The organism is Streptomyces sp. NPDC006739, from assembly GCF_042869815.1.
Taxonomy (GTDB): Bacteria; Actinomycetota; Actinomycetes; order Streptomycetales; family Streptomycetaceae; genus Streptomyces.
On sequence record NZ_JBIAGM010000036.1, the window covers coordinates 21,215 to 36,171 of the forward strand.

Here is a 14,957-nt window from a genome sequence, read left to right on the forward strand (position 1 = left end):
GGAAAGAAGTGAGGCACCGGTGCCGCCACGGAAGAAGAAAACGGCTGAACCCCAGGACATGAAGAAGGTGCTGTGGGCGTCGGCGGACAAACTGCGCGGCAGCCTGGACGCCGCCGAGTACAAGCACTTCGTGCTGGGTCTGGTCTTCCTCAAGTACGTCTCCGCCGCCATGGCCGAGAAGCGGGCGCAACTGGAGGCCGAGCTGCGGGAGGAGGGCGGCTGGAGCGAGGCCGACATCCTGGCCACGCTTGAGGAGCGCCGCGAGTACACGGGCTCGGGGATCTTCTACGTGCCGCCCACCGCGCGCTGGGAGAGCGTCCTGGAACGGGCCAAGGGAACGGTCGAGGGCCAGAGTGTCGGCGAGACCATCGACGGGGCGATGCGCGCCATCGAGAAGTTCAACCCATCGCTGAACCGGACTCTGCCGAAGATCTACAACAGCGGGCGCGTCGACGGGGAGCGCCTCGCCGGCCTGGTGAAGCTGCTGGACCGGCTCGTCTTCCAGGAGCAGCTGGGCGAGGACGGCAAGCGCAAGGGCGCGCGCGACATCATGGGCGAGGTCTACGAGTACTTCCTCGCGGAGTTCGCTCTCAAGGAGGGCCGCAAGGGCGGCGAGTACTTCACACCCGAGAGCGTGGTGAAGCTTCTGGTCGAGGTTCTGGAGCCGCATCAGGGCGAGCGGGTGTACGACCCGGCGTGCGGCTCGGGAGGCATGTTCGTCCAGGCGGAGAAGTTCATCGAGACGCACGGCGGCAATCCGCTCAACGTCTCCGTCTACGGTCAGGAACTCAACCAGACCACCTGGCAGTTGGCCCATATGAACCTGGCCATCCACGGCGTGGAGGCCAACCTGGGCGACGAACCCGCCGATACCTTCCGCAACGACCAGCATCCGGAGCTGAAGGCGGACGTGGTCATGGCCAACCCGCCGTTCAACATCTCCGACTGGGGCGGGGAGCTGCTCGGCATGGACAAGCGGTGGGTGTACGGCACCCCGCCCGTCGGCAACGCGAACTACGCCTGGCTCCAGCACATGATCAGCAAGCTGGCGCCGGGCGGCCGGGCCGGTGTGGTCCTGGCGAACGGCTCGATGAGCAGCAAGCAGTCGGGTGAGGGGGACATCCGGCGCGCGATGGTCGAGGACGACCTGGTGGCCTGCATGATCGCCCTGCCGGGCCAGCTCTTCCGGTCCACCCAGATCCCGGCCTGCCTGTGGTTCCTGGCGGAGGGCAAGGGTCGGCACTCGGGGTGGGCGCCGGGGCGCAAGGGCGAGGTGCTGTTCATCGACGCGCGCGAGTTCGGCGAGATGGAGAACCGGACGCTGCGGGTGCTGACGGCAGAGGAGATCGTCGGGCGCATCGGCGACACGGTGCGGGCGTGGCGGGGGGTGGAAGGGGCCCGGCCTTACGAGGATGTGCCGGGCTTCTGCGTGAGCGCTTCGCTGGATGTGGTGGCCGAGCACGACTTCGTGCTGACGCCGGGGCGGTATGTGGGGGCGGCGGAGGCGGAGGTCGACCCGGACGCGGAGCCGGTGGAGGCGAAGATCGCCCGGTTGACGGCTTTGCTGCGGGAGCAGTTCGCGGAGTCGGAGCGGCTGGCGAAGGCTGTGGATGAGCAGTTGGGGAGGGTCCGGTGAGCTGGGAGCAACGTGAGCTCGGGGATCTGTGCAAGGAAATCACCGTTGGGCATGTTGGCTCGATGGCCACACGATATGTACCTACTGGCATCCCGTTTCTTCGCTCTCAGAATGTGCAGGCTGGACGAGTTGAACTATCGTCTCTAAAGTTCATTGATCGAGAGTTCCATGTGCAGTTGCGTAAGTCGCAACTCAGGGCTGGCGACTTGGTTATCGTGCGTACAGGTGAGCCCGGTAAAGCTGCCGTCGTTCCCGATGGCTTCGGAGAGCTCAACTGCGCTGATCTTGTGATCGCGAGGCCAAATCCCGATGTGAGTGCGAGGTTCCTTAGCTATGCGATCAATGAGACCGCGCAAGCCTTTGTGAAGGCTCACACTGTTGGGGCTGTTCAACAGCATTTCAATGTCACCTCTGCAAAGAAGCTCACGCTACTCGTACCACCGATGATCGAGCAGCAGGCCATCGTCGAAGTTCTCGGTGCCCTGGACGACAAGATCGCGCTCAACGAGCGGCACGCCGAGACTGCCCTGGAGCTAGCTGGGTGCCTGTATGAGAGGGACTCTGCCGCATCTGATTTCTGGCGTGAAGTTGCGCTTGGCGACACTGCGAAGTGGTTGTCCGGTGGCACGCCGAAGACCAGCGAACCTAGCTATTGGGGAGGCGGGATCCCCTGGATCTCCGCTGCAAGCCTCAAGACCCCTTGGCTACACGAATCGGAACGGCGCGTCACCGAACTCGGAGCGCGAAACGGAACCCGGCTCGTGTCGAAAGGGACCATCATTTTCGTGGTACGAGGCATGAGCCTGACGACGGAATTTCGGGTCGGGGTCGCTCAACGAGAGGTTGCATTCGGGCAGGACTGCAAGGCGCTCATTCCGCATCCTGGCATCGATCCGGCCACGCTGTTCTTGGCGATCAGGTCGCAGTCGTCCAGGATCCTTGGAATGGTCGATCTTGCCGGGCATGGAACCGGCCGTCTCGTGACCGAGCGGGTCGCGAGCCTTCCCGTCAGGCTTCCGCAAGGTGAGGCCGCTGCGGAGTTCGCCGCACGTTCCGGTGCGCTGCTGGACCGCGCCGTCGCCGTGACCAACGAGAACCGCACCCTTGCCGACCTCCGGGACACCCTCCTTCCCCAGCTCCTCTCCGGAAAGCTCCGTGTGAGGGACGCAGTCCGTGCCGTTGAGGAGGTCGTATGACCGTAGGGGCCGAGCAGTCGCTCGGTGAGCCGTCCATGGACCGGCTCACCGAAGCGGAGCTGGAGTCACACGCGCTGGAACTGCTCGGAGAGTACGGCTGGCAGCACATCCCCGGGCCGGAGCTGGGGCCCGCGCACGGAGTCCGGGCCGACTGGGACGACCTCGTGCTGCGGCCCCGGCTGCTCAAGGCGATCCGGACCCGTCACCCGCGTCTGCCCGACCACGTCGCCGAGGACGCCGTCAGCGAGCTGTTGCGTTGGCAGACGAGGAACGACCTCCGCGAGAATCACCGTTTCTACGAGCGGCTCACGGAGGGCGTCCGCGTCCCCTACGACGACCCCGACGGCGGCGAGAAGCGGCACGCCACCATCCGGCCCGTCGACTTCACCGACCCGCACGGGAACGACCTCGTCGCCGCCTCCCAGGTGCGGGTGCGCAGCAACAAGAACCGGACTTTCGTCTTCGATATCGTGCTGTACGTCAACGGCCTCCCGCTCGCCGTCTTCGAGCTGAAGAAGGCCGACAGCAATGACAGTGCCCGTACCGCGTACGACCAGCTCCAGGGCTACCGGCGTGAACTGAAGGACACCGGCACCTTCGCGACTCTCCTGCTCACCCTCGTCTCCGACGGGATCACCGCCCGCCTCGGCACCCCCTTCACGCCCTGGCAGCACATGGCTCCCTGGCACGCCGACGAGCACGACGTCATGCTCCGCAAGGAGGAGCGGCAGGACGGGCAGGCACTGGAGCGGATGCTCTACGGCGCCTTCGAGCCCGTTCGCTTCCTGGACCTCGTCGCCAACTTCCTCTCCTACTCGGCCCCGGCGTCCGGTGCCGTCGACACGGTCAAGCTCGCCAAGGCGCACCAGTACATCGCCGTCAACGCGGCCGTACGCGCCACCGAGTCCGCCGTGGCCACCGACGGCCGGGCCGGTGTCGTGTGGCACACCCAGGGCGCCGGCAAGAGCGAGGAAATGCTGTTCTACGTCGGAAAGGCGGCCCGGACGGCCGAGCTTTCCAACCCGACCTTCGTCCTCCTCACCGACCGCATCGACCTCGACACCCAGCTCTACGACACCTTCGCCGCCAGCCGCACGCTGGAGAAGATCACCGGGCCTCCGGACAGGGCCGACGACGCTGATCAGCTGCGTCGATTGCTCAAGCGTCAGGAGGGCGGCGGTGGGGTCGTCTTCACCACGCTCCAGAAGTTCCGCCTCAAGCCGGAGGAACGTGACGCCGGGGTCCGGCATCCGCTCGTCTCTCCGCGCCGTGACGTGATCGTCGTCGTCGACGAGGCGCACCGCAGCCATTACGACTTCATCGACGGCTACGCCCGCAACCTCCGCGACGCGCTGCCGAACGCCACGTTCATCGCGTTCACCGGAACCCCCATCGAGAACGGCGTCGGCAGCACCCGAGGTGTGTTCGGCGAGAACATCCACACCTACGACCTCACCCAGGCCGTCGACGACGGCGCGACCGTCCCCGTCTTCTACGAGCCGCACCTCGTCCGCGTAGATCTGCCGGCCGACGTCGATCTCGACGAACTCGACGCACGGGCCGAGGGGTTGATAGAGGGGCTGTCGGAGGATGAGAAGCGCAAGGCCAGGCAGCGGTTCGGGGAGTACGAGAACTTGATCGGCGCTCCGCAGCGCATCGAGGAGCTGGCCGGGGCGGTGCTCGAACACTGGGACGCTCGCCGTTCCGAGATGATCAAGCTCACGGGATACCCCGGCAAGGGCATGATCGTGTGCGCGTCCCGAGTTGTCGCCGCACGCCTCTTCGAGGCGATCATCCGACGTCGGCCCGCATGGGCGGGGGAGCGGGACCCCGGGTCCCAGCTGCTCACCGACGACACCGGCCACATCAGGGTGGTGTTCACCGGCAACGCGGCGAAGGACGGTCAGGAGGTCGCCGACTACGTCCGTACGCCCACCCAGTTGAAGAAGATCCAGAAGCGGGTCACCAAGGAGAAGGACGTCCTGGAACTCGTCATCGTCCAGTCCCTGTGGCTGACCGGCTTCGACGCTCCCCCCCTGCACACCCTCTACCTGGACAAGCGCATGCGCGGCGCGGCCCTGATGCAGGCCATCGCCCGCGTCAACCGCACCTGGCCGGGCAAGCCGTCGGGGCTCGTCGTCGACTTCCAGGGGGTGATCCGGGAGATCAGGGAGGCCCTGGCCGAGTACTCCGAGCGGGACCAGGAGAATCCCATGCTCGGCGCTGACCTCCGTCAGGCCGTCCAGCTGGTTCGTGAGAACCAGCAGCGCATCGACGAACTCCTGCACGGCTGTCCGTGGCGCGAGATCCGTGACGCGGGTGGTCCGAGCGCCTACCGGGAGGCGCTGACGGAGGTGCTTGAGTTTCTGATCGCCCCCGAGCCCGCGTCGGAGCCCGAGCCAGGGAAGGCAACCCGCAGGCAGCGGTTCATGTACCACGCCAACCTGCTGCGTCAGGCGTTCTCGCTCTGCCCGACCGACCAGCGGGTGCAGGACCTGCTTCCCGACATCCGCTTCTTCGAGGCGGTGCGCACCATGCGCGAGAAGTACGCCATGGACGAGAAGGAGGAGCAGGGCCTTGCCACGGCGGCCGACGTACGCCTGCTGATCGCCCAGCTCAACGAGTCCGTCGTCGCCACCGAGGGCGTCGTGGACATCTACGACGCGGCCGGCCTCACCAAGCCCGACCTGTCCCATCTGGACGACCGGATACTGAACGACCTGAAAGCCAGCAGACATCCCAACCTCGCCATCGCGGCACTCCGGCGCGCGCTGATGAAGGAGATCAAGGATGCCCACCCGAACAACCTCACCCGGCAGGAGACCTTCACCAACAAGATGAAGGCCGCCATGAACCGCTACACCAACGGCCTTCTCACCGCCGCCGAGTTCATGGAGTTCCTGGTCAACCTGGCCCGTGAGGTGTCGGCCGACCGCGGCAGAGCGAAGAAGCTCGGTCTGACCGAGGACGAGCTCGCCTTCTACGACGCCCTCGCCGCCGACCCGTCCGCAGCGGAGGAGATGGAGGACACCCTCCTCGCGAAGATCGCTCACGAGCTGTACGAGCAGATAAGGAAGGACGTCACGGTCGACTGGAAGGTCAAGGAGCAGGCCAGGGACAAGATCATGGCCCGGGTCCTCCGCCTGCTGCGCAAGTACGGCTATCCGCCCGACAGGCAACCCGCCGCGATCGAACGGGTTCTGAAGCAGGCGGAGGAGATGGCGGAGAGTCTCGCCTGACGGCGTGAGTGTGCTCCCACCCCTCACGGTCGGTGCGGAAGCAGGAGCACAGCCGTCTCGCGGGTCAGTGCTCCGAGGCGTACGGCAGGAAGGTCGCCCACGCGGTGGGGGTGAGGGCGAGGCGGGGGCCGTGGGGGGTCTTGGAGTCGCGGACGAGGATGTCGGCGGGGGCCGTGGCCACTTCGACGCAGTCGGGGCCGTCAGGCGTGCTGTAACTGCTCTTTATCCACTCCAGAGCCGGTCCGTCTTCCCTTGCAGGCTTGCGGATCATGTCTCTCCCAGCACTTTCTCGATGAAGGCCAGCGACTCCCGAGGGGCGAGAGCCTGTGCCCGGATGATCCCATAGCGGATGTCCAGGATCTGAACCTCTTTGGGGATGCTGATCACTCGGCTGATGAGCTGGACCTCGTTGTGCCCTACTGTGCTCCCGTCCCGCAGCCTGAGCAGTCTGAACGAGCCCGCCAGGCCAGCGTTGTCCTCGCGCTCCAGGGGTAGTACTTGCAGATCGACATTGCTCAACCGGCCCATTGTGAGCAAGTGTTCGAGCTGCCTCCGCATTGCCATTCTGCCGCCAATGGGGCGTCGTAGCGTCGATTCGCACTGTACGAAGCTGAAGACTCGCGGCGGTGTCTGCTCGCTCAGGATGTCCTGACGAGCCAGGCGGGCGGCCACGTGTTGTTCCAGCTCGTCCTCCGAGAAGGGAGGCCGCCTGGTGGCGACGGACGCCCGGATGTACTCCTCGGTCTGCAACAACCCATGAATCACCGAGTTGTTATAGGCACACAACTCAACCGCGTCCCCCTCCAGTTTCTTCAGGTCCCGTACCTTCTTCGGGTACCGCGCCTCCGCCACGTCCTCCTTCATCGCGGCGATCCGGCCGCCTGCGTCCAATGCCTCGTCGGCGCGGTCCAGATACTCGGGGCGAGGGATCCGCCGTCCCCGTTCCACCGCAGAGACCTGGTCCTCGCCGTACCCGATGGCCGCCCCGAACTCGGCCTGCGTGAGGCCGGCCGACTCCCGCCACAGCTTCAACTGCCGCTGGACGGCCCTCATCGCGGCCCCGGCCTCCTCGTCCTCCTCCAGCCCCGCGTCCCACTCGCTCACGTCGCCACCCTCCCGCCGCGCACTCAGCCACCATCCGCACGGGCTGCCTTGCTTCACAGCCTACGCATGCATGGACACGTTGAGTGACGTAAATCCAGGGGATCGCCCGACCGCAGCCCCTCCCGGCAAGTGCCGCACCGCAGCCCGGAAACGCGTAGCCCGGCCGAGTGCGCGTCGGGGCGGCGGGCGGTAAAAGACCAAAGAACCCGAGGGAAATAACCCTCCAACCAACCAAACCCGGCTTTCATCACCCGAGCGGGTGAAACCGGCCGTTGCGGCTGGCGTTTCGATGGGCAGGGCGGGCAGGCTCGCCGCAGGCAACACCCGCAACTCCGCAACCCCACACATGCTTCGGCCCCCGCCGGGACTGCAATCCCAGGGCGAGGGCCTGACCATCCAGGAAGAGAGCAGATCTTCCCCATGGCTGAGAAGAAGCCTAATGCCGTCGCAACTCCGAGTCAGGACGTTCGGCGCCAGACCACCCACTCCGGGGTAACCCACGTACGGGCGTACCACTCCGGCCGCTACACCATCGTCGGCAACCACCTCGCCCAGCACCGCGAGCTGTCGCTGACCGCCATTGGACTGGCCACCCACATCCTGTCGCTGCCGGAGGGCGCCCCGGTCGACATCCGCAGCCTCGCCGAGCGCTTTCCCGAGGGGCGCGACCGAATCGCCTTCGCTCTGCGGGAGTTGGAGGCGTACGGCTATCTGGAGCGGGTCCGGGAGCGTACGGAAGCGGGACGGCTGCTCACCCGCACGTACGCGCACCATCTCCCGGGTGCCGGCACGACTCAGTCGGCCTGCGAGGACCGACGGACACCCCAGGATGACGACGGGGGCGCGGACCGTTCGGCCGAGCGAGCTGAAACGCCCGTGCGACGGCCCGTACGGCGGAGTCCGTCCGCAGAAGAGGTCGCCCAGGACGGCCCCCACGACGGCCGCCACGACAGAGCCGTCACCCTCCTCGCGGGCCTGCGCCGCACTGACGCCCGCCTTGCCCTCTCCCGCCGGGACGTGCATGCGCTCGCCCCTGTCGTCACCACCTGGTTCGAGGGAGGTGCTCCGGCCGCTGTCGTCCACCGGGCGCTGACCGTCAACCTTCCCGATGACATGCGGCACCCGGCCAGTGTGCTCGGCTACCGCCTGCGCGAGCTGTTGCCCGTGCCCCTTCCAGCGGTCTCCGCACCACCGGCCGTACCGGCAGACGCCCCCGGGGGCCCTCGTCCTCATCCCTTCCAGACCTGCGACGGCTGCGAACGCGCCTTCCGCGCCGCACACGCCGGCCGCTGCCGCGACTGCCGGTCCCCATCCGAGCGGCCGACGCCACACGGCTCACTTCATGCCGCGTAGCGTCACGGTCACGCCGTCGTGCCGCCCGCGTAGTCGCTGTTGAACGTTGTCTCGATCGTGCTCGCCACCGGCTGGGCCACGCCCGTTCCGGTCAGGATGATGCCGAGTTCGCGGTTGTTGCTCAGTGAGTTGCTGCTGATGTTCATGGAGCCGGCCTCGACCTCCTGGGTGGACAGGCCGTAGTCGGCGACCATCGCCTTGGCGTGGATGTAGAAGCCGTTGGGGTCGGAGTAGCCGACGACCTTGCCGCCGGCCGCCTTGATGGCGGAGACCTGGCTGGAGTAGCTGGAGGGGGTCTCCAGGACCACGCGGACCGTCACGCCGGCCTTGGCGCGGGCCACGATCGCGTTGACCACCGTGCTGTCGCTGAACTCCAGTTCCTCCACGTCGAGCGTCTTGGTCGCGGAGTTGATGACGGACACCAGGCGGCTGCGGGAGTCGGTGGGGGACCACAGGAGGTGGTCGCCGTCGGTGGGGGTGACCGAGGTCGCCGTGTAGTCGGCGTTGAAGACCTTCTCGATCGCGGCGACGTCCCGGGTGTCGTCGGTGAAGACGCCGTAGTCGCGGCTGGTCGTGTAGTACTGCGAGGTCAGATTGCCGGTCAGGATCAGCGACTTGGTGCCGTCGACCGTGATCGTCTTCTGGTGGGTGTAGACGTAGGCGGAGGAGGACCAGACCACGCCTATGCCCGCGTTCGTCAGGGACGTGTACGCCGCGCCGTCGGCGCTCTGGTGCTGGCGGTCGAGGATGACCCGGACCGTGACGCCCTTGTTCTTCAGAGCGATGAGGTCGTCGACGGCCGTCGTGTCCTCCAACTCGTACATCGTCATGTCGAGCGTGCTGGTGGCGGAGTTGATGAAGTCGTAGATCGTGGGCTGGGCGCCGGTGCGGGAGAAGGCGAACGCCGAGTAGCTCGCGGCGTTCGCGGGGACCGCGCCGGCGACGACGGTGGCGCCGGCGGCCAGGGCCATGGACACGCTTGTGAGGACCTTCCGCAGCATGCGGGACTCCTGTCGGGGAGGCGTGGTGGGGGGTGGCGCGTGCATGACACCACGCGCGTAGAACGCCGGGGAGTCGGGTGGGTCCAGGGATCGCCAGGGGAGCGCAAAAAGTTCGTATGACCGGGGCGTTATGCCCGCGAGTGCGCTGAATGGGGTGCCTGTGGGCTCGCTATGAGCCGGCCCTCGGGCCGACAGGGCGTCGGCAAGGGTGGGCGCGGCTCGGGCGTAGCGTAGGTGCCATGACGAAGTACGGATCGTTTCCCGGTACGCGTCCCCGGCGGCTGCGGACCTCGCCCGTCATGCGCCGGATGGTCGCCGAGACCCGCCTGCACCCCGCCGACTTCATCCTCCCGGCGTTCGTCCGGGAGGGCGTGAGCGAGCCGGTGCCGATCGCGGCCATGCCCGGTGTGGTCCAGCACACCCGGGACAGTCTGAAGAAGGCCGCGCTGGAGGCCGTGCAGGCCGGGGTCTCCGGGATCATGCTGTTCGGGGTGCCGGAGGACGCCAAGAAGGACGCGCTCGGGACTGCGGGCACCGACCCGGACGGCATCCTCCAGGTCGCCCTGCGGGACGTACGCGCCGAGGTCGGGGACGACCTGCTGGTGATGTCCGACCTGTGCCTCGACGAGACGACGGACCACGGGCACTGCGGAGTGCTGGACGCGCGGGGCCGGGTGGACAACGACGCCACGCTGGAGCGGTACGCCGAGATGGCACAGGTGCAGGCGGACGCCGGCGCCCATGTCGTCGGGCCGAGCGGGATGATGGACGGGCAGATCGGGGTCGTCCGGGACGCCCTCGACCAGATCGGCCGCGAGGACGTGGCCATCCTGGCCTACACCGCCAAGTACTCCTCGGCCTTCTACGGCCCCTTCCGCGAGGCCGTCGCCTCCTCGCTCCAGGGCGACCGCAAGACGTACCAGCAGGACCCGGCGAACTGGCGCGAGTCACTGCGCGAGCTGGAGCTGGACCTGGCCGAGGGCGCCGACCTGGTGATGGTCAAGCCCGCCGGTCCCTACCTCGACATCCTGGCGCGGGTCGCCGACTCGGTGGACGTGCCCGTGGTGGCGTACCAGATCTCCGGCGAGTACTCGATGGTCGAGGCCGCCGCCGAGAAGGGCTGGATCGACCGGGACCGGGCCATGTTCGAGACCCTCACCGGCATCAAGCGGGCCGGTGCGCGCACCATCCTCACCTACTGGGCGACCGAGGCCGCGCAGAAGCTGCGTGCGGGGGGCGGCCTGTAGGCGTCTTGGCCGGGCTGTGTGCCTCGTCCGGCTTGGTTGCCGTGCCGTGGTGCGCGGGGAGGTGCGCGGGGAGGTGGTGCGCCCGGGGCTGGGCGCTCACCGACGAGGGCCCCTCGTCCCGTATGCCCTCGCCGTCCTGGCACGCCGTCAGGGTGAGCACGGCGACCAGCGAGAGCGCGACGGCGGCGAGCAGCCGGGCCGGCGCGGAGGTGGTGCGGCGGGCGGACATGGAAGGGCTCCCTTCGGCTTCGGTGATCTCCCTTTGAGCTGCGGGAATACCGTCCCGCGCGAGGGCGACGCGGGACACGGGCACGCAGGTGAGACGCGGCGGGGGCGCATTTGGTTGTAAAGCAGTGGCAAAGGCTTCGGCGGGGGCGCCGGTCCGTGGCTCCGGTCCGTGGCGCCGGTCCGTGGCGCCGGTCCGTGGCGCCGGTCCGTGGCGCAGGTCCGCGGCTCCGGCTCATGGCTCCGGTCCGTGGCTCCGGTTCATGGCGTCGGTTCGCGGCTCCGGTCCGTGGCTCCGGTTCGCGGCGCAGGTCCGTGACGTCGGTTCGCGGCTCCGGTTCATGGCTCCGGTTCGTGGCTCCGGCTCATGGCGTCGCTCCATGAACCCCGGCCGTGGGGCCGGTCCGGCGTGCCGGTCCATGACCCCGGTCGTAGCGTCGGTCCGTGGCGCCGCCCGGTGGCCCGGGCCCGTCGTCCGGATCGCGGAATTCCGGGTGTAGGCAGCACGCACTTCCCTAGGCTGCGCAGCGCAGAGCCGTTCCGCAGCCGAAGGAGCCGTGCCATGACCGTCACCGAACCCGCGCCGCCCCGCGCCCCCGTCCCGCCGCTGGCGGCCCGCGCCCGTACGGTGGGCGGCTCGCCCGTACGGGACATCCTGGCGGTCACCGCCCGCCCCGAGGTGATCAACTTCGCGGGCGGTCTGCCGGCACCCGAGCTGTTCGACCGCGAGGGCATAGCGGCCGCGTTCCGCGAGGTGCTGGAGGAGACCCCGCACCGGGCGCTCCAGTACTCCACGACGGAGGGCGAGCCGGCGCTGCGGGCCGGCCTCGCGGCCCGGGTCACCGACCGGGGCCTGCCGACCACCCCCGACGACCTCCTCGTCACCACCGGCTCACAGCAGGCCCTCTCCCTCCTCGCGACCGCCCTGCTCGAACCCGGCGACACCGTCCTGGTCGAGGACCCCTGCTATCTGGCGGCACTGCAGGTCTTCGGACTCGCGGGCGCGCGTGTGCTGCCCGTGCCGGGCGACGAGGACGGCGTGGACCCGGCGGCCCTGGAGGAACTGGTGCTGCGGGAGCGGCCGAAGCTCCTCTACCTCGTGCCCACCTTCCAGAACCCCACCGGCCGCACCATGCCGGCCGCCCGCCGGGCCGCCGTGGCCTCGGTCGCGGCGCGGGCCGGCCTGTGGGTGGTCGAGGACGACCCCTACGGCGAACTCCGCTACGACGGCGCACCCGTCCCCTGGATCGCCGCCCACCCTGACGCGGCGGACCGCGTGGTCCTCCTCGGCTCCCTGTCCAAGGTCATGGCCCCCGGTCTGCGCCTCGGCTGGCTGCGCGCACCGGCGGAGCTGCGGCGGGCCTGCGCGGTCGCGAAGCAGGCCGCCGACCTGCACACCCCCACCGTCAACCAACTCGCCGCCGCGCGCTACCTCGACGTCCTGGACACCCACGTGGAGAAGGTACGGGCGGTGTACGGCGAGCGGCGCGACGCGATGCTCGCGGGGCTGGCCGACGCGCTGCCGCCGGGCTCGACGTGGAACCGCCCCGAGGGCGGCATGTTCCTGTGGGCGCGGCTGCCCGGGGCGTACGACACCACGGTCCTGCTCCGCCAGGTGGTGGAGCAGGACGTGGCGTACGTGCCGGGCGCGCCCTTCTACGCCGGGGAGCCGGACCGCTCCACGCTGCGCCTGTGCTTCGTGACGCAGACGGTGGAGGAGATCGGGGAGGGGCTCAGGAGGCTGGGGCGGGGGCTCGGCGGCCGGTAGCTCAGTCCCACCAGAAGGACCAGTGGGGCGCGCCGACCAACTCCTTGGCGTAGCCGGGGAGGTCGACCGTGCCGTCGTCCTGGGTGACGGCGTCCGGGCAGAAGGCGAGGTGCTCGGCGGCGATGGCCCCGGCCTGCGCCGGGGTGGCCGGCGGGGCGGCGACGGAGACGACCAGGCTGTCGAAGCCGAGGGCCACGACCCGTATGCCGAAGCGGTCCTCCCAGGAGCGCAGCACCGCGCAGAGCCGGGCGACGTCGTTCTCGTGGTTCAGCGGGCCGGTCCAGCCGATCGCCGCCGGCAGGTCGGCAGACCGGCGGGCCGGGACCAGGGCCAGGCGGGGCTCCTCGCACCAGGGCAGGGTGCCGTCGGCCAGCGAGTCGGCGACGCGGGCGGCGTGGACGTCCGGGGCGACGGTGCGGTCGGGTGCGGGGGGCGCCAGGCCGGGCCACTCACCCCCGAGGGGACCTCCAAGCCCGTCCGGTGCCGCCCCGCTCGGCTCCGCCCCGCCCGTTTCCTCGGCGCCCAGTTCCTCCGCGCCCAGTTCCTCCGCGCCCAGTTCCTCCGCGCCCAGTTCCTCCGCGATGTCCTCCCAGTACTCGGCGAGGACGGCGTCGGCGTCGTGGTCACCCGGGTACGACATCTCACCCGGCATCAACTCCCAGGTGGCGGGCCCGCCCTGCTCACCCTCCACGTCCACGAGCAGGGGCAGCAGCCCCGCCCGCGCGGCGGGGCCGCCGAGCGCCTTCCACGCACCGGGTGCGGCGGAGACGTCCGCGTGCCACAGCAACGGCTCGTGCCAGGAGCCTTCTTCGGTGTCGTCGATCAGTCTCCCGGGCGGGAGCCGAAGCCCGAGGGAACGACCGCTGGGGTCGGTCGCGAGGGTGGGCAGCGGATTGGGAAGAGTCGCCATGCCGGTGACTCTAGGGGGAGGCACTGACATGAGTGATGGATCCGGAGGGCCGCTCGGGACGGTCGCGGTCCCCCGGACGCGGACGGACGATCCGCTCAGGGGTTCCCGTCGCCGGAACCGCGGCGGTTGCGGCCGGTGGCCCCGACAGTTTGGTGTGCGCTGTCGCCCTTCACGCCCGCGTGGTGGGTCAGGACCTTCATGATCTCCGAGGCCAGTGCATCGGCCAGGGCGGGGGCGAGGGACTCAGCCAACGCCGTCGCGAGAGCCTGCGCGAACAGCGCTCTCTCCAGTTCCGAGGACCGGGAGGACGCCGACTGCGACAGGGATGTCATGGCAGCCTCCACCAGGGCCGCCGCCATCGGATCCTTCCCGTGCCTGCTACTGATGCCGCCACGCGGAATCCCGGCCTCGCGCACCATTTCCTCGAAGACCTCGTCGATGAAGGTCTCCAGGGGATCCCGCTCCGCTTCTCCGCCGGACTCAGCTGCCATTGTGGTTCCTTCGAGTCTTCGATCGAGTCTTCGATTGCCGTACGGGACCTGCCCTCCGACGTCGCGAGCGCGACCATCGGAGGGCAGGGGACGTGACGTCCTAGCGCTGCATGAGTGCGGCGAGGAGGAGGGGGTGCTGGATCCCGGACTCGCCTCCGCGCTCCTGGCGGCGGTGCATCAGTGCGGCGAGCAGGAGCGGGTGCTCGATGCCCGATTCCTCGCGTTCCTCACGGCGGTGCATGAGTGCGGCGAGGAGGAGGGGGTGCTGGATCCCGGACTCGCCCCCGCGCTCCTGGCGGCGCTGCATCAGTGCGGCGAGCAGGAGCGGGTGCTCGATGCCCGATTCCTCGCGTTCCTCACGGCGGTGCATGAGTGCGGCGAGGAGGAGGGGGTGCTGGATCCCGGACTCGCCCCCGCGCTCCTGGCGGCGCTGCATCAGTGCGGCGAGCAGCAGCGGGTGCTCGATGATCGGCTCCTCCCCGCGCTCCTCACGACGGGCCAGCAGGGCTGCCAGCAGGAGGGGACTGATGGTGGACTCCTCGCCGGCGCCTTCGGTGCCGACTCCTGCCTTCTCCCGCGTGGGGGTCTCCGTCGTCGTCGTCATGTTTACCTCTCTCGTTGGCGCATGACTCGGCGGAGTGCTCGGCCGTCACAGGCTTCGCGCTCCGCCCTGCACAGCCATCGTCGAGGCGTTCGGCGGCCACCGCATTTCGATCTTGCTCCGTTCGGACGCCCCTGGCGGGTGTCACGACAACGGCCTCGACCCGCGAGAACAGGTCGAGGCCGA

The 14,957-nt window shown here is 69.0% G+C and carries 12 protein-coding genes; 6 read left to right on the top strand and 6 right to left on the bottom strand.

Annotation, left to right across the window (positions count from 1 at the left end; genetic code table 11):
- Positions 1 to 19 precede the first annotated feature (19 nt).
- From ACFYMM_RS39540 to ACFYMM_RS39550, 3 genes are read left to right on the top strand one after another with little or no spacing between them, the layout of a single operon-like run.
- Entirely contained in the window at positions 20 to 1,636 is a 1,617-nt protein-coding gene (locus ACFYMM_RS39540; RefSeq protein ID WP_388396388.1) for a type I restriction-modification system subunit M, read from the top strand.
- The gene (locus ACFYMM_RS39545; RefSeq protein ID WP_388396391.1) at positions 1,633 to 2,832 is read left to right on the top strand and encodes a restriction endonuclease subunit S; all 1,200 of its coding nucleotides are present in this window, start codon (positions 1,633 to 1,635) and stop codon (positions 2,830 to 2,832) included. The genes ACFYMM_RS39540 and ACFYMM_RS39545 overlap by 4 nt, the downstream gene beginning before the upstream one ends.
- A complete protein-coding gene (locus ACFYMM_RS39550) occupies positions 2,829 to 6,071 on the top strand; it encodes a type I restriction endonuclease subunit R (protein WP_388396394.1) in 3,243 nt (1,080 codons plus the stop codon). Before ACFYMM_RS39545 ends, ACFYMM_RS39550 begins: the two co-directional genes overlap by 4 nt.
- A 64-nt stretch (positions 6,072 to 6,135) precedes the next feature.
- Here ACFYMM_RS39550 and ACFYMM_RS39555 read toward each other — a convergent pair whose 3' ends face one another.
- On the bottom strand, positions 6,136 to 6,342 hold the full coding sequence (locus ACFYMM_RS39555; protein ID WP_388396397.1) for a DUF397 domain-containing protein: 207 nt from the start codon (positions 6,340 to 6,342) through the stop codon (positions 6,136 to 6,138).
- Positions 6,339 to 7,175, bottom strand: a complete 837-nt coding sequence (locus tag ACFYMM_RS39560; protein ID WP_388396400.1) for a helix-turn-helix transcriptional regulator — start codon at positions 7,173 to 7,175, stop codon at positions 6,339 to 6,341. The genes ACFYMM_RS39555 and ACFYMM_RS39560 overlap by 4 nt, the downstream gene beginning before the upstream one ends.
- Positions 7,176 to 7,595: 420 nt before the next feature.
- Here ACFYMM_RS39560 and ACFYMM_RS39565 point away from each other — a divergent pair, with 420 nt between their 5' ends.
- Positions 7,596 to 8,528 (top strand): helix-turn-helix domain-containing protein, encoded by a 933-nt coding sequence (locus ACFYMM_RS39565; RefSeq protein WP_388396402.1) that lies wholly within the window; start codon positions 7,596 to 7,598, stop codon positions 8,526 to 8,528.
- Between the two features lie 8 nt (positions 8,529 to 8,536).
- Here ACFYMM_RS39565 and ACFYMM_RS39570 read toward each other — a convergent pair whose 3' ends face one another.
- Entirely contained in the window at positions 8,537 to 9,529 is a 993-nt protein-coding gene (locus tag ACFYMM_RS39570) for a phospholipase D-like domain-containing protein (protein WP_388396404.1), read from the bottom strand.
- A gap of 239 nt (positions 9,530 to 9,768) precedes the next feature.
- Here ACFYMM_RS39570 and hemB point away from each other — a divergent pair, with 239 nt between their 5' ends.
- Both hemB and ACFYMM_RS39580 read left to right on the top strand, forming a co-directional pair.
- Positions 9,769 to 10,776 (top strand): porphobilinogen synthase, encoded by a 1,008-nt coding sequence (gene hemB / locus ACFYMM_RS39575; protein WP_388396407.1) that lies wholly within the window; start codon positions 9,769 to 9,771, stop codon positions 10,774 to 10,776.
- 787 nt (positions 10,777 to 11,563) lie between these two features.
- A complete protein-coding gene (locus ACFYMM_RS39580; RefSeq protein ID WP_388396409.1) occupies positions 11,564 to 12,769 on the top strand; it encodes a PLP-dependent aminotransferase family protein in 1,206 nt (401 codons plus the stop codon).
- Position 12,770: 1 nt separating this feature from the next.
- Here the strand turns inward: ACFYMM_RS39580 and ACFYMM_RS39585 are convergent, their stop codons facing one another.
- From ACFYMM_RS39585 to ACFYMM_RS39595, 3 genes are all read right to left on the bottom strand, one after another.
- Complete coding sequence (locus ACFYMM_RS39585) at positions 12,771 to 13,679, bottom strand: DUF4253 domain-containing protein (protein ID WP_388396412.1); 909 nt, start codon at positions 13,677 to 13,679, stop codon at positions 12,771 to 12,773.
- Between the two features lie 95 nt (positions 13,680 to 13,774).
- Positions 13,775 to 14,170, bottom strand: a complete 396-nt coding sequence (locus tag ACFYMM_RS39590; RefSeq protein WP_388396415.1) for a hypothetical protein — start codon at positions 14,168 to 14,170, stop codon at positions 13,775 to 13,777.
- A gap of 100 nt (positions 14,171 to 14,270) precedes the next feature.
- The gene (locus ACFYMM_RS39595; protein WP_388396417.1) at positions 14,271 to 14,774 is read right to left on the bottom strand and encodes a hypothetical protein; all 504 of its coding nucleotides are present in this window, start codon (positions 14,772 to 14,774) and stop codon (positions 14,271 to 14,273) included.
- Between the last annotated feature and the right edge of the window lie 183 nt (positions 14,775 to 14,957).